17 protein-coding genes are annotated in these 21,419 nt (G+C 56.2%); 10 read left to right on the plus strand and 7 right to left on the minus strand.

The features are described 5' to 3' along the window. Window positions 1-76: 76 nt before the first annotated feature. Window positions 77-682: a hypothetical protein gene (locus RAC60_RS15870; protein ID WP_033739027.1), complete on the minus strand. Its 606-nt coding sequence runs from the start codon at window positions 680-682 to the stop codon at window positions 77-79. A gap of 826 nt (window positions 683-1,508) precedes the next feature. Continuing rightward, entirely contained in the window at window positions 1,509-2,669 is a 1,161-nt protein-coding gene (locus RAC60_RS15875; protein WP_006121682.1) for a Gfo/Idh/MocA family protein, read from the minus strand. 273 nt (window positions 2,670-2,942) lie between these two features. Here RAC60_RS15875 and RAC60_RS15880 point away from each other — a divergent pair, with 273 nt between their 5' ends. Both RAC60_RS15880 and RAC60_RS15885 read left to right on the plus strand, forming a co-directional pair. Continuing rightward, the gene (locus RAC60_RS15880; RefSeq protein WP_375093998.1) at window positions 2,943-3,818 is read left to right on the plus strand and encodes a BadF/BadG/BcrA/BcrD ATPase family protein; all 876 of its coding nucleotides are present in this window, start codon (window positions 2,943-2,945) and stop codon (window positions 3,816-3,818) included. Continuing rightward, the gene (locus tag RAC60_RS15885) at window positions 3,815-4,933 is read left to right on the plus strand and encodes an ROK family transcriptional regulator (RefSeq protein WP_033739033.1); all 1,119 of its coding nucleotides are present in this window, start codon (window positions 3,815-3,817) and stop codon (window positions 4,931-4,933) included. The genes RAC60_RS15880 and RAC60_RS15885 overlap by 4 nt, the downstream gene beginning before the upstream one ends. An 89-nt stretch (window positions 4,934-5,022) precedes the next feature. On the opposite strand, the gene RAC60_RS15890 is transcribed toward RAC60_RS15885, so the two are convergent. Together RAC60_RS15890 and RAC60_RS15895 are read right to left on the minus strand one after the other, a co-directional pair. Then, complete coding sequence (locus RAC60_RS15890) at window positions 5,023-6,114, minus strand: ABC transporter ATP-binding protein (RefSeq protein ID WP_375093999.1); 1,092 nt, start codon at window positions 6,112-6,114, stop codon at window positions 5,023-5,025. Window positions 6,115-6,127: 13 nt separating this feature from the next. Next, entirely contained in the window at window positions 6,128-6,727 is a 600-nt protein-coding gene (locus RAC60_RS15895; RefSeq protein ID WP_375094000.1) for a GNAT family N-acetyltransferase, read from the minus strand. A 526-nt stretch (window positions 6,728-7,253) separates the two neighbouring features. On the opposite strand from RAC60_RS15895, the gene RAC60_RS15900 reads away from it, so the two are divergent. The 4 genes from RAC60_RS15900 to RAC60_RS15915 all read left to right on the plus strand — a co-directional run bounded on the left by RAC60_RS15900 (window position 7,254) and on the right by RAC60_RS15915 (window position 11,704). Next, window positions 7,254-8,585: an ABC transporter substrate-binding protein gene (locus RAC60_RS15900; RefSeq protein WP_054688500.1), complete on the plus strand. Its 1,332-nt coding sequence runs from the start codon at window positions 7,254-7,256 to the stop codon at window positions 8,583-8,585. Between the two features lie 63 nt (window positions 8,586-8,648). Continuing rightward, window positions 8,649-9,521, plus strand: a complete 873-nt coding sequence (locus RAC60_RS15905) for a carbohydrate ABC transporter permease (protein ID WP_205953863.1) — start codon at window positions 8,649-8,651, stop codon at window positions 9,519-9,521. After that, complete coding sequence (locus tag RAC60_RS15910) at window positions 9,521-10,336, plus strand: carbohydrate ABC transporter permease (protein WP_039339038.1); 816 nt, start codon at window positions 9,521-9,523, stop codon at window positions 10,334-10,336. The genes RAC60_RS15905 and RAC60_RS15910 overlap by 1 nt, the downstream gene beginning before the upstream one ends. A 36-nt stretch (window positions 10,337-10,372) precedes the next feature. Continuing rightward, the gene (locus RAC60_RS15915) at window positions 10,373-11,704 is read left to right on the plus strand and encodes a glycoside hydrolase family 28 protein (protein WP_185200055.1); all 1,332 of its coding nucleotides are present in this window, start codon (window positions 10,373-10,375) and stop codon (window positions 11,702-11,704) included. Between the two features lies 1 nt (window position 11,705). Here RAC60_RS15915 and RAC60_RS15920 read toward each other — a convergent pair whose 3' ends face one another. Further along, window positions 11,706-12,776, minus strand: a complete 1,071-nt coding sequence (locus RAC60_RS15920; RefSeq protein WP_277283806.1) for a tartrate dehydrogenase — start codon at window positions 12,774-12,776, stop codon at window positions 11,706-11,708. Window positions 12,777-12,912: 136 nt separating this feature from the next. On the opposite strand from RAC60_RS15920, the gene RAC60_RS15925 reads away from it, so the two are divergent. Further along, complete coding sequence (locus RAC60_RS15925; protein ID WP_006121672.1) at window positions 12,913-13,845, plus strand: LysR family transcriptional regulator; 933 nt, start codon at window positions 12,913-12,915, stop codon at window positions 13,843-13,845. Window positions 13,846-14,001: 156 nt separating this feature from the next. Further along, window positions 14,002-15,438 (plus strand): methyl-accepting chemotaxis protein, encoded by a 1,437-nt coding sequence (locus tag RAC60_RS15930; protein ID WP_375094001.1) that lies wholly within the window; start codon window positions 14,002-14,004, stop codon window positions 15,436-15,438. Window positions 15,439-15,574: 136 nt separating this feature from the next. On the opposite strand, the gene RAC60_RS15935 is transcribed toward RAC60_RS15930, so the two are convergent. Both RAC60_RS15935 and yghU read right to left on the minus strand, forming a co-directional pair. After that, window positions 15,575-15,868, minus strand: coding sequence for a DUF1330 domain-containing protein (locus RAC60_RS15935; protein WP_375094002.1), 294 nt, complete (start codon window positions 15,866-15,868; stop codon window positions 15,575-15,577). Between the two features lie 11 nt (window positions 15,869-15,879). Then, window positions 15,880-16,743, minus strand: coding sequence for a glutathione-dependent disulfide-bond oxidoreductase (gene yghU, locus RAC60_RS15940; RefSeq protein WP_006121666.1), 864 nt, complete (start codon window positions 16,741-16,743; stop codon window positions 15,880-15,882). Window positions 16,744-16,970: 227 nt separating this feature from the next. On the opposite strand from yghU, the gene RAC60_RS15945 reads away from it, so the two are divergent. Together RAC60_RS15945 and RAC60_RS15950 are read left to right on the plus strand one after the other, a co-directional pair. Next, window positions 16,971-17,888 carry an aminoimidazole riboside kinase gene (locus tag RAC60_RS15945; protein WP_375094003.1) on the plus strand — a complete coding sequence of 306 codons (918 nt, stop codon included), beginning with the start codon at window positions 16,971-16,973 and terminating at the stop codon, window positions 17,886-17,888. Window positions 17,889-18,288: 400 nt separating this feature from the next. After that, window positions 18,289-21,375, plus strand: a complete 3,087-nt coding sequence (locus RAC60_RS15950) for a beta-galactosidase (RefSeq protein ID WP_375094004.1) — start codon at window positions 18,289-18,291, stop codon at window positions 21,373-21,375. Window positions 21,376-21,419 lie beyond the last annotated feature (44 nt).

Here is a 21,419-nt window from a genome sequence, read left to right on the forward strand (position 1 = left end):
GCACCTAAGGCAACACTTTAGAAGGGGTTAATGGTTCATCTCGATATGATCCATTACTAATCGAACGCAGGAAAGGTTAAAGCGTAAAAGGAATGAGATCGCCCGATAAACGCTGTAATTGCCAGCCGCTGATGTTCACGGCTGCGAGTTGTTCTGCGCTCAACGTTGGATCATAACCGCGGACGAATATCTCGGCGCCTTTTTCCCTTAACGATTCAATTAAGAAAGGAAAACTAAATTTCCGATAGTTGTCATTAAAGAAGGTTTCACTCAGGACAATTGCGGAAAAGGGAAAAGATTCGACTAAATGCCACTCTGCGCCAGGCGGTGCGAAATCAAAAAGCCAGAAAGCATAGGTGTTAATTAATTCCAGTAATCTTTCCCGGTAAAGCAAAAGACTGTGATAATTAATACCAATACGCACCCGTGAATCCTGCAAAGGTAAATAACGCGCAGGCTGATTCATCCATTCCTTTAACTGGCGATCGCACAGCGGAATAATCATTAATGCTGCTTCAGTTGCAAGGTGATTGTGTAATGAAATAATGTTGTCGTCATTAAGTATCATTTTCTCAGGACGTGCAAAGTCCGCATTGGGAAGATGATAGCAAATACCGGCCACCTGGCTCGTGACGTGATGAATAGGCTCAGTAATATAAGGGTTATATAAGCTATTTTTCATTATCTCTTCGAAACGTTTTTTATGTTTGCTGTGCGTTATATTTTTTCATTAACAAAGTGAAGTACGGCAATGAATATACGCTATTCTGTTGGCAAACACATTATCTCACTCTTCTTATTAGGCATTCATTTAACTTTATATGACATCTAATTATAACGTTGAATGGTTTTTCCAGACGTGATTACTGCACGCATGTTAATTTAGCAACACGCGATAACTTTACGAAATCGGGAAAGTCCGCAGTTAAGATTCACAGAATAAACTGTCGTGTTTTTGCCTGACTTACCGCTTCGGTTATGGCTTTATTTTCTCCTGGCTAAAGTTAGCAGCAGAGTTATCGGTTTTTTTTATCGTTCGCACGTAATTATGATTGTGATAATCGTGACAGAAAACGCGACCAGATTGCTAAATAGCGGGACGAATTGAGGGGCGTACGAAACGGTATGGCACGCCGGACAGGGCGGGTACAGGCATTGTCCTCAACGCCCGAAGAAACCGGGCTGTGGCTGACTGGCCCCTGACGCCGCAAGGCGCCTGCAGCGCCGAATGGCCTGCTTACAGGAGCCACTCTGAATGTGGCTCCTGTAAGCAGGCAGCCACACTGGCGTGCCTCAGCGTGAACCTGATGAAGGCGTCGCAGGCGCGGAGCGTCGTTCACGCGCAGGCTGTCAGCAACCTTTCGTATCGGCGGGCAGGCTGGTAAGAAACGGTACGTTTCCCTTTGCCCTAAAAAAAACCGGCCCAGAGGGCCGGTTTGAGTGAGGTACCAGTCAGTGATGCTAGCGATCAACCTGATGCTCTCGGGGGAGAAAAGATCAGGAGGGAACTAAGGCGTTCCCGTTTTTCCCAGGTTGGCGTCAAAATTTTTCCAGCTTTCGGTCAGATCGATGACGCTGCGGGTTTTGCGCGCTTCGTCAATCTTAATGGCCGTCAGGCCCGCTTCCAGTGCATCGATCACAGAAACTTTAAGCGGCGTGCCCTGCTTAATATGTTTCACGATCTCTTCAGCCATCAAGGCATCAGCCCCGTAGTGGCCATCGTAGGCATTACCGTTGTAAATGGTTTCAACCTCTTTTTCGCCGGTACGTGCGTTGTGCACGCGGAAATAGTTACGGACAAAATCGCCCTCGGCCATGCCGTCAGTCCCGATCACGCAGAAGCGACGGAACTCGTCCGGGACATTCAGGTTGGCGTGAAAGGCGAGCGTCGCGCCACTGGCATATTCAATCAGGGCCGTCTGGTAATCGACGATGTCCGCATCGCTGTCAAAGACCGCGTCGGTACTCGCCCAGCCACTCGGTTTAGTATGGTAAATCTCAGACTGCGCATTCACTGCGCCCTGCGGCGCATGTTGTGGTGTAAAGGATTTGCGTCCACCAAAGCTGGCAACCCGCACAGGACGTTCCTGCATTAATCCCTGATAGAGATCGATGTCGTGACAGCATTTTTCCAGAATATAGGGGCCGGCATATTTTTCCAGCCTGCGCCAGTCGCGCTGAAAGAACGCGCCATGGTAAGGCTTGATATGCTCAGTGGCTTCAATTGAGGTAATTTCACCCAGTCGACGATCGTCCCGTGCGGCCAACAGATCGTGGTACAGCGGTGAGTAACGCAGCACCAGCCCAACCAGGATTCGGTCTTCACCGTACTGGCGCACCAGTCTTGCCATCGCCATCGTCTGTTCTTCATTGATCACGACAGGCTTTTCCGTAAATACGGTATAACCTGCTGCCAGCGCCTGCGTGACATGCTCAAGATGCATAAAGTTTGGCGAGCCCACCAGCAACAAATCAAAGCCGCCGTGCTGCAGCAGCGCGTCAATGGAGTCAAACGCCTTGCCGGGATCGATACCAAAACTGTGCAGATTCGGCAGCCCGGCAGGTGCGGGATCGCAATAGCCTACCAGCGAAAATGCGGGATCGGCTTTGTGAAACTCTTTAACCACGTGAGAAAGACGAAAGCCGAGACCAATAATGCCTACTTTCATGGGAAACCCCTGATCCTGAGTTCTGACAACGGTAATCACGCCGCTGACCGGACGTTATGGTTGAGATGCTGACCACCAACTTATTACGATGGAAAAAGTAATGTCAATAACGGGTTGTGTGATTTGCGTACGTATTTTTTGTTATTTAACTGATTTTAAATAAAAAATAGTTATTTTTTTTTCCCTATATTTATTTGTTATTGCGATTTAAGTTTTTTTCACCTATCGTTCGCAGATTACAGAATCGAGATGAGTTAAGGCGGGAGGAAGCGCGTGCAATCACACTATCTCCTTGGTATTGATGGCGGCGGCACCCAGTGTCGCGCACGGTTAACCGACAGTGAGGGCACGCTCCTGGCCCAGGTTGTGGGCGGTCCCGCTAACGTCTGGTCCCAGTTCGATGCCGCACTGAACAGCGTTGAACAGTTAATCGCGGCGGTGCTGTCTCAGGCCGGTCTGGCCCCCGAGGCGCTGTCTCACACGTCGCTGGTAGCCGGTTTAGCGGGGGCCAATGTGGCCTCCGTTCAGGCACGTCTGGCACAATGGCAGCCCGACTGCGCGGCCCTGCAGGTCGTCAGTGATGTGGAAATCGCCTGCGCCGGTGCGCATGCGGCGGCACCGGGCGCGGTCTTTATTACCGGCACCGGGAGCCAGGGCGCGGCATGGGATGGCGAACGCTTTACGCTGCTGGGCGGCTGGGGATTTGCGCTTTCCGACCAGGGATCGGGCGCTGAGCTTGGTCGACGGGCACTGCGACTGGCGCTGCTGGCGCATGAAGCCATTGTTGAACGTACCGCATTGACGCACAGCCTGATGGCGCGTTTTGATCACAGCCCGGAATCCATGCTGCTGTGGACGCGCGATGCCATGCCGGCCGACTGGGCGCGCGTGGTGCCCGAGGTTTTCGCCGCGGCACATGCAGACGATCCTCATGCGACCGTCTTACTGCGGCAAACCGCTCACGATATTGGTTTGATGGTGAATCGTCTTTCCGCCATCAGTCAGGGGCAGGTTGCGTTAATGGGCGGGCTGGCAACCCCGATTTTGCCCTGGCTGGCAAGCGATGTGCAGGCTCGCCTGGTCGCTGCGCAATACGATGCGCTGGACGGCGCATTAATGATGGCACGATCAAATCTGAGGACTTTATGATCGCTCCCAACGTCACCGCGCGCATTCTGCGACTGATTGTGGAACATGCGCCCATCAGTCAGTCTGACCTGAAGGTTCGCAGTGGACTCAGTATGTCGACCGTGTCTCAGGCGACCAACCGCCTGCTCGCCCAGGGCATTGTGCAGGAGCTTGGCCTGCGGCGGGTCTCAATGGGGCGGCCTAAAACGCTGCTGGGGCTGAATCCCGATCGCGCCAGCGTCATCGGAATCCAGCTGAATGCCGAACGTAACCTGATCGTCATGACGGATCTCAGCGGCAATTTGCTGGGGGAACAGCAGATGCCTGCGGGCGCGATCACGCCGCGTCAGTTAGGCGACGCACTGGCCAGGTTTTTACGCGGTGTTGAAGAAAAACACGTCGGCGCGATTGGCCTGGCCCTGTCCGGCTTAGTCGATGCCGAAAACGGCTACTGCATTCGGTCTAAAGTTCTCGACTGGGAAAATGTCCCCATTGCGCAGCTACTGGAAACGCGCTTTTCTCTGCCGGTCTTTATCGAAAACGATGCCAACGCGATGGCGATGGCAACGATGGTCTTTGGGCAACTGGGTCATGCACAGTCTGCCGTTATCGCCACGTACGGCAAAGGCATCGGTGCGGGCATCATTCTCAACCGGCGACTGTACCGTGGACGGCACGGCAAAGCGGGCGAAATTGGCAATGGCCTGGTCGGTGATGGCTCGATGCGCCTGCTGGAGGATGTGGCCTCGTCCCGCGCCATTCTGCAACGTGTGGCGCAGGATGAGGAGGGCGGTCCGTTAACGCTGCAGGCGCTTGATCAGCGTCCGACGGCCGATGTGTTGGCGGCGCTGGAAGAGGCCGGTCGTGAGCTGGGAATTTCACTGGCAAACCTGTCGGTCGCCTACGATCCGGATATCGTTTATCTGGCTATGGAGCCGCATATGGCCTCGCGTATTCTTTTAGACCATATCACCCAAAGCTTTCAGGCCTATCGTCTGAAGCTTACGCCTCATATGACACCGCTGCAGTTTCTCACCGAATCCAACCGGATGTGGGCCCTGGGCGCGGCGGGTTTCGCCGTGAACATGCTGCTCGACCTGCTGGCTGCACAGGCAGACGAAGAACCGGTGACCTGACGAGGGGCGCGCAGGCCGCTGGTATGATGATGCGGCCTGCACTGGTGAAGCTGGAAAAGTCATCTGACGGCGCCGGGGCGCCATCCGGTTTAGCGCAGACGCTGCCCCTGCTCATCAAACAGAAGGCAGTGATCGGTTGACAGTCCCAGCCTGACCGTCGTCCCCAACTCACGTGGCTGAGCCTCACGTTCTTCTACCACCAGCATCTGTTCAATGCCCACATCCAGATAAAGGTAGCTGGTATGGCCCAGCATTTCGGCAAAGGACAGCGTTCCGCTAAATTGCTGTGCAGATGGTGTGGCGGCAGCGGGCTGAATATGTTCAGGGCGAATGCCCAGCGTTACGCGCTGACCTTCATGGCAGGGCGCCTCAATCTTCAGTACCAGCTGCGTGATGGCCAGATCAGGGACGGTTAACTGCACTTCGCCCTGACGCGTCGCCGTAATCTCAGCTCGCAGGAAATTCATCTTCGGTGAGCCAATAAATCCGGCCACAAACAGGTTGTCGGGATCGCTGTACAGGCTCAGCGGCGCGCCCACCTGCTCAATCTTGCCTTTACGCAGCACGACGATGCGATCGGCCAGCGTCATTGCCTCAGACTGATCGTGAGTAACATAGATCATGGTATTGCCCAGTGAGGTATGCAGACGGGCGATTTCAATGCGCATCTGCAGACGCAGTTCGGCATCCAGGTTGGACAGCGGCTCATCAAACAGGAAAATGCGGGGATGACGAATGATGGCCCGGCCAATGGCGACGCGCTGGCGCTGACCACCGGACAGTGCGCGCGGCAGGCGGTCTAACAGTTCTGTCAGGTGTAAGCGCGCGGCGGTCTGTTCAATGGCCTGGGCAATCTCCGCTTTTGATTTCTTCATGACCTCTAACGGATACGCCAGATTGCCGCGCACGGTCATATTGGGATAGAGCGCGTAAGACTGAAAGACCATGGCAATGCCGCGTTCGGTGGCAGGCTGGCGGGTCATGTCTTTGTCGTCGATGAGCAGCTTTCCGTCCGTAATCTCTTCCAGTCCGGCGATCATGCGTAGCAGGGTGGATTTGCCACAGCCGGAAGGCCCGACAAACACAACAAACTCGCCGCTGTTTATGGTGAGATCGACCCCGTGAATCACCCCGATGTTGTCATAGGACTTCTTAACGTTCTGTAAGCGCAGGCTGGTCATAAGCTTCCCCTGATCAAAGTAACTGGCCCATATAGATGGCGTTGCTGCGCAGGATATGGCTGAATCCCAGGCGTTGATAAAACGCGCAAACCTGCTCATTTTGCAGGCTGACGCCCAGATGGACACCGCGCACACCCGCGTTGCGCAGGGCTGCCAGTTCATGTTCGATCATCCTGCGTCCCCAGCCGCCCGCCTGAACGGGCGGCAGAAGATTGATATGCAGATGGGCAGGCCACTGCGTCACCAGCGCCTGTGCGGCAGGCTCAGGCTGACGGATACTGTCAAGAATCTTGCTGTCGTAAGGGGCGACAGGTGTGCGATCGCGGTATTTCTCCTGCAGCCGGGGCCACCAGTCGCGTGCAAGCTGCGCTTCAAAGGCGACGGTATCTGGTGTGGCAACGACATATCCCATCACCTCACCGTCAACCTCCAGCACAAAGGCAAAATCCGGGGCAAAGCGTGCATAGGGCACGGCAAAGCGCTGCCCGGGATACTCAGGGTCGGAATAGCAGTGACTGGCATCTTTTCCAGCATTGGCCGTTTCCAGACAAATACGGTAGAGCGCGGGATAATCCGACGCGGTCGCCGGACGAATGACACCTTGATTCACCATCGTCATTTCTCACAGGTCAGTCATTGAACAATCTCACGTTAATGAAAGCTGACTTAGTTTTCAAGATGGAATAATTACCGTGCTGTCAGTGGGCTTCCCGTTATGTCCGCGCTCTGCCTGACCAGACCAGTCTCCGTGCGCCCTTGTGGCGTGCTACCGCAAGGCCTGCGCGGATTATCCGTTTAAATTAAAAGTTAAAAATGTGAGCGTCATAGGATTTTCATATTTTTTATCAGCAGGTTATTACGTCATTTTGGCGGTGGTTTATTGTGCTGCCGCGGAAAAGATCAGCATGAATATTACGCTGTATTTCTTTTTATCACCCCGCGCTTATTCGGATAAGTGGTCTGCCAGGTTGATTTTTTGCGCAGGCTCACAACCTGGCAATTCCGCCGGCCCGGTGTTTGACTTTATTTTTTTATTAAAGTAACTATGGATGAGAAGGTGAGTTATGCGGCTTCAGTCTGCGGGAGTGCAGACCGTGTGAAGAAAGGATGCCCGTCCTCTATTGGAGAAAGTGAGCATGATGTCTGATTCCTCAGTTCGTTCGTTCCGTTTTCGCACGTCGGTTCGTAGCCTCCTGGCGGCGGGCTTGCTGATGGGCAGCGTTGCGCATGCCGACAGCAAAGTCACGCTGAATGAGTGGGATATCTATACGTATCCTCAGCAAACGGCGGCAGTCGATGAAGGCATTAAAGAATTCACTCAACAAAACCCCGGCATCGTCATTAATCGCTCCGTGCACTCTTTCGAAGATACCCGAATTCCCCTGAAGCTGGCGTTAACCGCAGGCGAAGGGCCGCAGATCGCACAGGTGAACCAGGGCGGCGGCGATATGGGATCGCTGGTAAAAGACAAACTGCTGCTGCCGCTGGACAGCTATGCGGCCGAGTACGGCTGGACCAAACGCTTCCCGGACTCCATTCTGAAGCGTAACCGCTGGTCTGACAGTGGTCAGTTTGGCAGCGGTAAGCTGTACGGTGTTGCCAGCCTCGGTGAAATGGTCGGCCTGTATTACAACAAAGCGCTACTGGATAAAGCCGGTATTGCGGTGCCGAAAACCCTGAGCGAGCTGGAAGCCGCCATGGCAAAACTGAAGCAGCAGGGCACGCCGCCAATGATGTTAGGTCTGCTGGACGGCAATATGGGTCAGCAACTGCTCAGCACCTTGTGGGAAGCGCAGATTGAAAGTCACGATCGTAAAGCGCTGGATGACCTGATTTATGACGTGGGCGGCACGTTCAAAGATGAAAAGCTGATTAAGGCCGCCACGATGATGAAAGGCTGGGCCGATAAAGGTTACCTGTTCCCTGGCTATCAGGGCATTGGCCACGATGATGCCGCCACGCTGTTCCAGAACGGTCAGTCGGCTTTTCTGGTCAGCGGCACCTGGTATCTGGGCCAGTTTAAAGACAATAAAGATATTCACTTTGCCGCGATGCCGGCGGGTGAGGGTGTGAAGCAGCCGTTGATGGTCGGCGGGACTGACCTGGCCTTCTCGATGACCAGCATGGCAAAAACCAAAGCGCAGCAGGATGCCTCAGCCAAATTTATCAACTATATGGTGTCAGACAGCATGGCAAACCGCTGGCTGAGTGTGGGCTTCCTGCCCGCCAGCACTAGTAAAGACGCAAAAATCCCGGCCGACAATCCGCTCTTAGGCGAGGCCTATCAGGTCTGGCTGACGCTCAATGCCTATGACGGACTGGGTCACTATGTGGACTGGGCCACCCCGACGATGAACGCCGAACTCAATCAAAACGTACAGCTGCTGCTGGCGGGACGACTCACGGCGAATCAGATGGTCACTAACTTCGATAACAACTATCAGCGTTATATAAAAACCCTGAAACACTAAGCCGGATGCCCGGCAGCATATCTGCCGGGCCTGAATGTCGATCTCACTACGACGAGTACGGTTATGTTGAATCAAAGCAGTTGGCGCAATTTTCTCTATCTTCTTCCAGCCGTGCTGGTTTATGGACTGTTTCTGTTATTGCCGCTGCTGGCGTCACTGGGAATCAGTTTTACCGAATGGGATGGCATATCCATGCCGGTTTTCGCCGGCGTCGCTAACTACCTGCGCATGTTCAGCGATCCGGTGTTCTGGATTGCGCTGGGCAACAACGCCATCCTGATGCTGTTTTATACGCTGCTGCCGATCAGCGTCGGACTCCTGCTGTGCAGCTTTTTGTATGAAACCCGCAACAATACCGAGCGCAGCGTGCTGCGGATTCTGTTCTTCCTGCCCTATATCATGCCGATGGCGGTGCTGGGCGTGGTCTGGCGCTGGCTTTATAACCCGGCATTTGGCCCGATCGATCAGTTCCTGCGTGCTGTCGGTTTACCGCAGCTGGCAATGTCGTGGCTGGGGGATTTTACCTGGGCACTGCCTGCCGTGGGCATGGTGGCCACCTGGTACTTCTTTGGCTTCTGTCTGGTGCTGTTTATGGCGGGCCTACAGCGTATGGACCCGTCCCTGCTGGAAGCGGCCGATCTGGATGGCTCGTCGCGGCGGCGTAAGTTTATGCGCATCACGCTGCCGGGCCTGCGCCCGGAGTTGCGTATCGCGCTGCTCCTGACGGTGATTGCCAGCTTAAAAGCCTTTGATCTGGTTTATGTGATGACCCAGGGCGGGCCGGGCACTTCCACGATGGTCACCAATATCTTTATGTATAAGCAGGGTTTTGATCTGCACTACTTCGGCTATGCCTCATCGGTTGCCGTATTCAGCATGATGATTGTGCTAGGGATTAACTACCTGATTCATCTGGCCCTGAAGGAGCGTTACTGATGAAAAGCACTCCGGTTATTTCTCGTGCGCTCATCTGGGTCGTGGCGTTGCTGACCATCATGCCGTTTCTGATGGCGTTTATGACCTCATTTAAGACTCAGACAGAGCTGTTTCAGGGCGTGTTTACGCTGCCTGCGTCACTGAATATCAAAAATTACGTGACCGCCTGGCAACAGGGGCATTTTAACGTTTACTTTATGAACTCCGTGCTGGTCGTGATTCCGGTGGTGCTGTGCAGTATTTTGCTGGGTATTCTGGCCGGATTTGGCTTTGCCATGCTGAAAATCCCCGGTAAAAAGCTGGTGGCGGCGATGCTGGCGCTGGGCATGGTATTACCAAGTGAAGCCTTTATCATTCCGCTGTATCACGAACTGCACTGGATGGGATTAACCAATACCACTCTGGCCCTGATCCTGCCGCAGATTGCGCTCTCGTTGCCCTTTACGACGCTGATGATTGCCAGCGCCTTCCAGCAGGTTCCGAAAGAGCTGGTTGAAGCGGCCGTAATGGATGGTGCGTCGCGCGTCAAAATCCTGTGGGGCATTTTAGTCCCGGCTATCTGGCCGACGATCTCCACGCTGGCCTTGCTGCTATTTATCTGGACGTGGAACGAATTTCTTATCCCGTTAATTCTGGTGAATAAAGACGAACTGCGTACCCTGCCGATTGGCATGATGTTTTTTCAGAATAAAAACACCATCGATATCCCGGTACTGATGGCAGGGGCGATGATCGTCATTATGCCGCTCATTCTGGTGTTCCTGTTCTTCCAGCGCAAATTCATCAGTGGCGTGACCGAAGGCGCGGTGAAATAACCCCACCAGGTCACACTTCACGACGGAGGCCGAAAAATGGATCTTTCTCTTGCTGATTTTCATCCGGCAGCGGACGGTGAAACGCCGGACACGCAGGCACTGCAACGCGCGATCGATCAGATTGCCGAAGCGGGCGGCGGTCGGCTGACGTTGCCACCGGGGCGTTATCGCAGTGGCAGCCTGAATCTGCCTTCCAATTTTGAGCTGCATCTGGCCGCCGGGGCGGTGCTGATTGCCAGCCGGCACCTGGCAGATTATCAGCAATGGAAGACGCTGAGCAGTGCTGAGAAATCGCATAACGTCCTGCTGTATGCGTTGGGGCAGCGCAATCTGACGATCAGTGGCAAAGGCCGTATAGAAGGCGACGCCGAAGCCTGGTTTGCGGCAGAGGCCGACGAACAGGGCTATCGCATGCCCAGGGCAGACAGACCGCGCATGATCGTCTTTGAGGACTGCGAGCAGGTGACGCTCAAGGACTTTACCCTGTTTCAGGCCCCAATGTGGACGGTGCACCTTGTCAGCTGCCGCCATGTACACATTGACCATCTGACCATTGATAACGCCATGACGCTGCCCAACACGGACGCGCTGGATATCGACAGCTGCGAGGCCGTGTTGATTAGCAACAGCTACTTCAGCGCCGCTGACGATGCGATTTGCATTAAAACAACCTTGAAGCCTGGCAGTCTGCGCCGTCCGGCCCGGCGCATCGCGATCAGCAACTGCCTGCTGCGCAGCGACAGCTGCGCGATTAAAATCGGCACGGAAACCTGGGATGACGTCGAAGATATTACCGTGACCGGCTGCAGCATATTTGATTCCAACCGCGGCATTGGCATCGTCTCGCGGGACGGCGGTGCGATACGGCGCGTCCTGTTCAGTCACATCACCTTTCACTGTCACCATGTTGCCGCCTGCCACTGGGGCAAAGCCGATCCCCTGTTTATTTCTGTGCGCACGCGCGATCCGCAGGTGCCACCGGGGATCGTTGAACAGGTTCAGTTCAGCCATCTCAGCGGTGTGGCAGAAGGAGCGATCAACCTGCATGCGGCGCAGCCGGGTTGGATCCGCGACATCGTCATCAGCCAGCTACAGCTGCGTCAGACAGTCGCGCAGGGCGTACAGGGTCAGTTCGATGTTCGCCCGCCCTGTAATCCGGACTCACCGACCGGGATGGGGCTGGACAACGCGTACCGGGTCGATGTGGCCACGGGCGAGGCGTACGGCGTGGAGCGCTATCCGGGCGGGCTGCCGGGCCTGTTCGCGCGCGGCGTTGAACATTTGCACCTGCACCACCTGGCGATTCAGCGGCCTGAGCCACTGCCGCCAGGCTGGCATCCGGACAGCGTGGTGCTGCTGGCAGAGTAACTTACAGCGCCGCTGCGATAGCGTCGCCCAGTTGCTGTGTATTGGCGCTGCCGCCCAGGTCGCGGGTTAAGTGCTCGCCTGCGGCCAGCGTGCGTTCGATGGCATCCAGCACGGCATCTCCTGCCGCCTTGTAGCCCAGATGCTCCAGCATCATCGCACCACACCAAATCTGACCAATCGGGTTCGCGATGTTTTTACCGGCGATATCGGGCGCGGAACCGTGTACCGGTTCAAACAGGCTGGGGAAGTTGCCTTCCGGGTTAATATTAGCGGACGGCGCGATGCCGATGGTGCCGGTACAGGCAGGGCCCAGATCTGACAAAATATCGCCGAACAGATTGCTGGCCACCACGACATCAAACCAGTCGGGATGCAGAACAAAATTCGCGGTCAGAATATCAATATGATACTTGTCGACCTTAACGTCAGGATAATGCGCCTGCATTGTCTGAACGCGGTTGTCCCAGTAAGGCATGGTGATGGCGATGCCGTTTGATTTGGTGGCAGAGGTCAGGTGTTTTTTAGGCCGACGCTGCGCCAGGTCAAAGGCAAACTTCAGGATGCGGTCAACGCCCACCCGGGTCATCACGGTTTCCTGAATGACCACTTCTCGTTCTGTGCCGGGGAACATCGTGCCGCCGACGCTGGAGTACTCACCTTCCGTGTTTTCGCGCACGACGTAAAAGTCGATATCACCGGGATGCCGGTTGGCTAACGGCGCTTTCACGCCGGGCATCAGGCGGACCGGACGCAGGTTAACGTACTGATCGAACTCACGACGGAACTGCAGTAACGACCCCCACAGAGAAACGTGATCCGGCACGATATCGGGCCAGCCGACCGCGCCAAAATAGATCGCATCAAAGGTTTTCAGCTCAGCAAACCAGTCATCAGGCAGCATTTTGCCATGCTGTTGCCAGTATTCCGCGCTGGCATAATCGAACCACGTCCACTGCAGCGGAATATTAAATTTTTCTGCTGCGGCATTCATCACGCGAATACCTTCTGGCATTACTTCCTTACCAATGCCGTCGCCGGGAATCACGGCGATACGATGAATTTTCTCTGTCACAGGGTACCTCTGAGGTTGATGTTGTAGGGGCCCGTCAGTGGGTGAAGGCTGTCGATATGCAGCTTGATTAATGATCAGGCATCGGCGCAGTATAACTCTCCACCTGAGGTAAATAATTAGCCTGGAAGTTAATCCCATGTTGAATCAAAGTAGAGAATCACGCACCTCCAGTGATGACTTAGTGTTCTTTCTGCGCGTCGCTTCTCTGGACAGCTTAACGGCGGCGGCGCGCGAGCTGGGATTATCGCTGGCGGCCGTCAGCAAACGATTAAGCCAGCTGGAGCAGCGGCTGGGCGTACAGTTACTGCGCCGCACCACGCGCAGGCTGGAACTGACGCCGGAAGGGCGGCGCTATCTGGACGGTGCCCGTCCGCTGCTGGAGCAACTGGCGGCACTGGAAGAGGCGGTCAGTGGTGAAACGACGCAGTTACGCGGCACGCTGAACATCAACGCCTCCTTCGGCTTTGGCCGTCGCCATATTGCCCCCTGCGTGTCAGCTTTTGCCGCCCGCCATCCTCATCTGGCCCTCTCCCTGCAGCTCAGCAGCCAGCCGCTGAATTTTCTTGATGCGCATGTGGATATTGATATTCGCGTAGGCGAGCCGCCGGATTCGCGGCTGATCGCCCGTAAGCTGGTCCAGAATCCGCGCGTGCTGTGCTGCTCGCCAGGCTATGCGGCGAAGCACGGCCTGCCAGACAGTATCCGTGCGCTGGCGCAACATAACTGCATTTTACTCAGGCAACATGACAGCGACTTCGCTCTGTGGCGCTTAGTTAGCGGCGCTGAGAACCTGAGCCAGAAGGTGCGCGGTAATCTGGTGACCAACGACGGGGAAGTGGCGATGCGCATGGCGCTGGATGGTCATGGTATTTTGCTGCGCTCATGGTGGGACGCAAAACACAGCATTGCGGCGGGGGAATTGCTGCATGTTCTGCCTGCCTGGCATGCGCCCGATGGCGATATTTTTGCCGTCTGGCAGGCGCAGCGGCAGCCGCCAGCACGCATCTCGGCGTTTGTGACTTTTCTGCAGGAAAATTTGCAGATGGATGCATCGTTAACGAATCTGTGAGGTTTTGAAAAATCGCCCTCAGTTATGCATTACCCGCCATAAAGTATTTACGGTACGCGTCGATACCAATCTTATGTGTCTGCGCCCGTTGCGCCGACCAACTCTGGGCACGTCTCAGGTCTGAGGCGCGGTGCAACCTCTGGTGGATGCGTACCTATGAATACAGATTTAACCCGCGTCGAGGAGGGGGTTTCCCCTCAGCGTATTGCGAAGCAGGCCGACAGGCTGATTGTTATGCTGTGCTGGGCCCTGGTAGTGATTTCCGCTATCGTCGGCAGTCTGTATCAGTCAACGTGGCTGGCCATAACCGTGGGTACCGCGCTGGCGCTGGTCGCCACGCTGGTGGGATGGCTGGCAAACGGAACGCTGTTTTCCCGACTCTGGCTGGCCTTCACGCTGATTGGGTTTGCGGGGCTGCTGATTCAGTTGGGCCGGGGCGAAACCGAGTTTCACTTTTCGGTTTTTGTTTTACTGTCGGTCTTGCTGGTTTACCGCGACAGCCGACCGCTTCTGATGGCAGCCGCGACAGGCGCGGTGCATCACCTGGTATTTAACTATCTGCAGGAGCACGATCGGTTTGGCATCGTGGTCTTTCACCATCCTGGTCTGGAGATGGTGCTGTTTCATTCACTGTTTGTGGTGGCGCAAACCGCGATGCTGGTGCTTATTGCCCGGCAGATGGCTGCGGATTTGCGCGCCTCCAGCGAAGTGGCGCAACTGGCTGCCCGCATTAACCGCGAGCCTGGTTGCCTGACGCTGTTTGCGGACAGTCAGCAGAGCGAAACGCCCTTTGCCCGCACCTTTAGTCAGACGCTGGGGACGATGCGCGGTACGTTAAATCAGGTCAGCCACGGCGTTGCGGAACTGCTGCAGGAATCAGACAGCATGCTGTCTCGTAATGCCGCGCTGTCACAGCGCACTGACGAGCAGGCGCAGGCGCTGGATGTTGCGACCAGTGCAATGTCACAAATCAGCGCGGCGGCGAGTCTGGCACGGGACAAAGCGCAAACGGCCTGCGATCTGGCCCGGGAAACCCGCCAGGTCGCCAGTAAAGGCCAGGAGAATATTCAGCAGGCCATGCACTCAATGGCCCAGATTAATGTCGAGTCGGGGCGGGTAAAAACCATTCTTGAACTGATTGACGGCATTGCCTTCCAGACCAACATCCTGTCGCTGAACGCCTCGGTGGAAGCCGCACGAGCCGGTCAGGAAGGACGCGGATTCGCAGTCGTTGCCAGTGAGGTGCGTACCCTGGCGTTACGCTGTGAGAATGCGGCACGGGAAATCCGGCAACTGATGGATGCCTCCAGCTCCAGCGCCGGTCAGGGCACCGTTCAGGTTGACCAGGCCGCGCAAACCATGCAGGCCATTCACGTGAGTATCGACAGCCTGTCACAGCTGGTGAGTGAACTCTCTGAGATGAGCGTCCAGCAGAATCAGAGCATTGCGCAGATTCAGCAAAGTATTAGCAGTATCGATCACAGCGTGCAGCATAACGTCAAACATGTGACCGAAACGCTTCAGGTTGCGCAGCAGCAACGGCAGCAGGCAGGCGCGTTGCAGCAGGCGATTTCGCTGTTTCGTTTTAGCTGATCAAAGACAGGGGAACCATCCCGGGATGAGGTTCACAAGGGCAGGGGTTACGTTGGCTGGCTAAGTGGGCAGCCGCCGGCCTGCGGGTCCGTCAGGATGACGTCGTGATCCGCAGGACGACAGCGGCCCCTGGCCGTTAGCTGTCCACGCCTTTCACTAACAGTACACGGTAGTTGGCGCCTTTCAGGCGATGCTGTTTCGCCGCCTGATATTCCGGACTGTCATACCAGGCATGCGCCGCCTCAGTCGTCGGGAACTCAATAATCACAACGCCTTCGACTTCAGGCCCTTCCAGCGTTTCCAGTTCGCCATAGAACGCCAGCGGTTTGATGGGATGGTCACCCCGTGCTTTGCCCGCTTTTTCCGCGTAGGCAGCCATTTCATCCTGATTCAGGGTGTTATCACGAATAAATACGACATATGCACTCACTGTCTTTCTCCTCAGGCCTGCTTGTCTTGGGTTTGGGTATCAAAGTCCGATGCATCATGGCGTTCACGCAGCTGGTCGGCGGGATCGCCCATCACGCGGTTAACTTTGCGACCACGCATCACAGCCGGACGTTGGGCGATCTCTTTGGCCCAGCGCACCACATTTTTATAGGACTGAAGATCCAGGAATTCGGCCGCGTTGTACTGGTTGTACAGCACCATGCTGCCGTACCACGGCCAGGTGGCGATATCAGCAATGGTGTAGTCATCACCGGCCAGATAGCGGTTATTGGCCAGCTGACGATCCAGAACGTCAAACTGACGTTTGGCTTCCAGTGAGAAGCGGTTAATGGCGTACTCAATTTTCTCTGGCGCGTAGTGATAGAAGTGACCAAAACCGCCGCCCAGATAAGGGGCAGAGCCTTGCAGCCAGAACAGCCAGTTCAGCGTCTCGGTGCGCTTCGCAATGTCTTTTGGCAGAAAATAACCGTATTTCTCTGCCAGATAGAGCAGGATATTACCGGATTCAAACACCCGAATCGGCGGCGTGGCAGAGTGGTCACTCAGGGCCGGGATTTTGGAATTCGGGTTGATATCAACAAAGCCGCTGGTGAACTGGTCGCCTTCGCCAATGTTAATCAGCCAGGCATCGTACTCCGCATCATTTACGTTCAGCGCCAGCAGCTCCTCCAGCAGAATGGTGACTTTCTGGCCGTTTGGCGTACCAAGGGAGTAAAGCTGCAAAGGATGTTTACCGACCGGCAGGGCTTTTTCATGCGTTGGGCCTGCGGTTGGGCGATTTGTTTTGGCGCCGTTACCTTTGGCTTCCGGGTCCCACTTCCAGACTTTAGCGGGCTGATAGTGTTGTTCAGACATGATGAGGTTCGCCTTTTTGTGTTTGGAGTGTCACGAGTGTAGCAGTTGCCAGCACGCCGGTTTAACCCTGGTGGCGGTGACTTTGTATCGCTTTACTACAATGCTTAAGGCAATTGACCGTCAGCCCTGTGTCTGTTTTCTCTGCCTAAATCACATTGATGACGGCTGAGCATTGCTATGCTAAAACGGTTTAGTAAAATTTAGCTATAGCTGAGCAGGAGATAACGATGACAGCGCGAGTCTGGTGTCTGGGTGACGCTGTGGTGGACCTGCTTCCGGACGGACCGGGGCATTTAATTCAGTGTGCAGGCGGCGCGCCCGCCAATGTGGCCGTCGGCATTGCCCGCTTGCAGGGCAAGAGCGGATTTATCGGCCGGGTCGGGGACGATCCCTTTGGCCATTTTATGCAGCAAACGCTGGCCAGTGAGCAGGTTGAGACGGCGTATATGACGCTGGACAGCGCGCATCGCACGTCAACGGTCGTGGTCGCGCTCGACCATGAGGGCGAACGCTCCTTTACCTTCATGGTCCGGCCCAGCGCAGACCTGTTTCTTGAACAAGGCGATCTGCCGCCGTTTCAGCCGGGCGAGTGGCTTCACTGCTGTTCCATTGCGCTGGCCGCCGAACCGTCCCGTACCACGACCTTTACGGCGATGCAGCGGATAAGCGAAGCCGGGGGATATGTCAGCTTTGATCCCAACATTCGCCACGACCTGTGGCGCGATGACGCGCAGTTACGTGACTGTGTGAACCGCGCGCTGCAACAGGCAGATGTGGTCAAGCTGTCGGAGGAAGAGCTGGCCTTTCTGACCGAAGAGGCGCAGGGCGGTGACAGCCTGCAGATGCTGGCAGAACGCTATGCGATCAGTCTGCTGATGGTCACCCAGGGCAAAGCCGGCGTAAAAGTCTGGCACCAGGGTCAGCATTATCACTATCCCACGTTGCCCGTGGTGAGCGTGGACACCACCGGTGCCGGTGACGCTTTTGTCGCGGGGTTATTGTGGGGACTGGCAGAAAAAGGCCTGCCCACCAATGAAACGGAGCTGGCGGCATGCTTAACCAGCGCTCAGCAATGTGGCGCACTGGCGACGACCGCCAAAGGCGCGATGACGGCGCTGCCCTATCGTCATCAGATTGCGGGCTAATGCCCACTGTCGCCGCGCGCAGGCCCGCCCGGCGGGCAGCAGAACCCATACGGGGCAGGTGACCGTTGGCGGAACGCCCAGATGCGCGCGTTCCGTCACCCTGGCGACCACGACGGATTACGCACCCGAACCTGCCCCCCTTCTCCTGCCGTATCATTTCACCGCGTTGCGCTGGCCTTATCAGTTTCCCGGCTGATTTCACTGACCTGTGACGGCTTCGACGTTGCCTGACCGCGCCCGCTTTGTCCTGCTTCGCCAGGCCCCCGACGCTACGTTATGCCCGAATGCGCTTTGCTGTGAGGCAGTTCACTCATTCGCCTTTCCCTGCTTTACAAGCGCTGACCTGGCTCGTAATGTCATTTTTATGTGAGCGGATAACAATTTTACGCAGGAGAGTAACATGGCCCTGGAGAGAGATTCACTGGCTGCCGTACTGGCCCGGCGCGACTGGGAAAACCCTGGCATCAGCGAACGTAACCGGCTGGAAGCCCATCCCCCTTTTTGCAGCTGGCGCAGTGCAGAAGCAGCGCGTGAGAAGCATCAGTCAGCGCATGTTAAATGTCTGAATGGCGAGTGGCAATTTGCTTATTTCACCGCGCCCGAGGCCGTACCGGAGAGCTGGCGGACGCAGGATCTGGCCGAGGCCGCGCCGATAGCCGTGCCGTCGGTATGGCAGATGCAGGGTTATGATGTTCCCATCTATACCAATGTCACCTATCCCATCCCGGTAAATCCCTCCTTCGTTCCCGCTGAAAACCCCACAGGATGTTATTCGCTCACATTTAATGTGGATGCCGGGTGGCTGGTGTCAGGACAAACCCGAGTGGTATTCGACGGTGTGAATTCAGCGTTTAATGTGTGGTGCAACGGCCGCTGGGTTGGCTATGGTCAGGACAGTCGTCTGCCCTCGGAGTATGATCTGACGGAGTACCTGGTCAGGGGTGAAAACCGTCTTGCCGTCATGGTGTTACGCTGGAGCGATGGCAGCTACCTGGAAGATCAGGACATGTGGCGCATGAGCGGCATTTTCCGCGATGTCACCCTGCTGCACAAACCGGCCACCCATATCCGCGATCTGCGTATCCGCACACATTTCAATGACGATTTCAGCCGTGCCCGGCTGGACGCCGAGGTGCGCGTCGCCGGCACGCTGGATGACGACTTACAGGTGAGCATACAGCTCTTTGCAGGCAGTGAATTGGTGGGGGACGCGACATCGCCACTGGGCAGTGCGATCGTTGACGAGCGCGGCGCCTGGAACGATCGGACAACGCTGTCCCTCCGCGTGAACAATCCTGCGCTCTGGAGCGCGGAAACGCCGCATCTCTATCGGGCGGTGGTGCAGTTGCATCGGGTGGACGGCACGCTGATTGAAGCGGAAGCCTGCGATGTGGGATTCCGTCACGTCAGTATTGAGAACGGCCTGTTGTTACTCAATGGCCAGCCACTGCTTATCCGCGGCACCAACCGTCATGAGCACCATCCTGTCCACGGCCAGGTGATGGATCGCGAAACAATGGTGCAGGACATTCTGCTGATGAAGCAGAATAACTTTAACGCCGTGCGCTGCTCCCATTATCCCAATCATCCTCTGTGGTACAGCCTGTGTGATTATTACGGGCTGTATGTGGTGGATGAAGCCAATATCGAAACCCACGGCATGGTGCCAATGAATCGCCTGAGTGACGATCCGGCCTGGCTGCCCGCGATGAGCCAGCGCGTTACGCGCATGGTGCAGCGTGACCGCAATCACCCCTGCATTATTATCTGGTCTCTGGGCAATGAATCAGGCCATGGTGCCAACCATGATGCGCTCTACCGCTGGCTGAAAAGCGAAGATCCGTCCCGTCCGGTGCAGTATGAAGGCGGCGGCGCCAACACGGCGGCCACTGACATCATTTGCCCGATGTATGCGCGCGTTGATCAGGACCAGCCGTTCCCGGCGGTGCCAAAATGGTCGATTAAGAAATGGCTGTCGATGCCGGGCGAGCAGCGGCCGCTGATTCTGTGTGAATACGCCCATGCGATGGGCAACAGCCTGGGCGGCTATGCGAAGTACTGGCAGGCCTTCCGTCAGTATCCCCGCCTGCAGGGCGGTTTTGTCTGGGACTGGGTCGATCAGTCTTTAATTCGGTACGATGAGAACGGCGAAGCCTGGTCCGCTTATGGCGGTGACTTTGGCGATACGCCCAACGACCGTCAGTTCTGCATGAACGGGCTGGTTTTTGCCGACCGGACGCCGCATCCGTCGCTGTATGAAGCGCGCCACGCACAGCAGTTCTTCCAGTTCAGCCTGCTGCCCGGCAGTGAGCGCACGCTGGAGGTCACCAGCGAATACCTGTTCCGCCATAGTGACAATGAAATTCTGCACTGGTCCGTGGCCCAGGACGGTAATCTGCTGGCGACAGGTGAGGTCACGCTCGACATCGCACCGCAGGGCCGTCAGCGTATTACCCTGCCCGCCATGCCACTGCCAGAATCCGCAGGGCAATTGTGGTTAACGGTGCGCGTAGAGCAGCCGCAACCTACCGCCTGGTCCGAAGCCGGACACATCAGTGCCTGGCAGCAGTGGCCGCTGGAGACGATTCTTGATATCGCGCCTGCGTCTGTGGCCGCCAGCGCCCCCGTGCTTGAGCGCAGCGAAGACCGCTTTAGCGTGGTGGTGAATAACCAGCGCTGGGCGTTCAGTCGGGATCAGGGCGTCCTGACGCAGTACTGGATTGATGAAAAAGCACAGTTACTGTCGCCGCTGACGGACCAGTTCACCCGCGCGCCACTGGATAACGATATCGGTGTCAGCGAGGCCACCCGTATCGATCCCAACGCCTGGGTTGAGCGCTGGAAAGCGGCGGGGCATTACCAGGCGGACGTTATCACCCTGCAGTGCAGCGCGGAAACGCTCACCGATGCCGTACTGATTACCACCGCACATGCCTGGCAGTTCCAGGGCAAGACCCTGTTTGTCAGCCGCAAAACATACCGTATCGATGGCTTTGGTGAGATGCAGGTGACGGTCAATGTCGAGGTCGCCCGCGATACGCCGTATCCGGCCCGCATCGGGATGTGTTGCCAGTTAGCGGAGGTGGCTGATCGGGTGAACTGGTTAGGTCTGGGTCCCCATGAAAACTACCCGGATCGCCTGACCGCGGCCTGCTTTGATCGCTGGGATTTATCGCTGGACGACATGTACACGCCGTATGTCTTCCCCACCGAGAACGGCCTGCGCTGTGGCACGCGTGAACTGCGGTACGGTGTCCATCAGTGGCGCGGTGATTTTCAGTTCAACATCAGCCGCTACAGCCAGAAACAGCTGATGGATACCAGCCACCGTCACCTTTTGCAGCCTGAAGCAGGCACCTGGCTCAACATTGATGGCTTCCATATGGGCGTCGGCGGCGATGACTCCTGGAGTCCGTCGGTGTCCCCTGAATTCCTGCTTAGTGCCGGACGTTATGGCTACCAGTTTACCTGGGGGCAACAAAAGTAACTTAGCGGGCAGGCTCCGGCCTGCCTGACTCTCGCATAAGGAAG

It is taken from the genome of Pantoea sp. BR_17 (assembly GCF_041955125.1).
Classification (GTDB): Bacteria; Pseudomonadota; Gammaproteobacteria; order Enterobacterales; family Enterobacteriaceae; genus Pantoea; species Pantoea stewartii.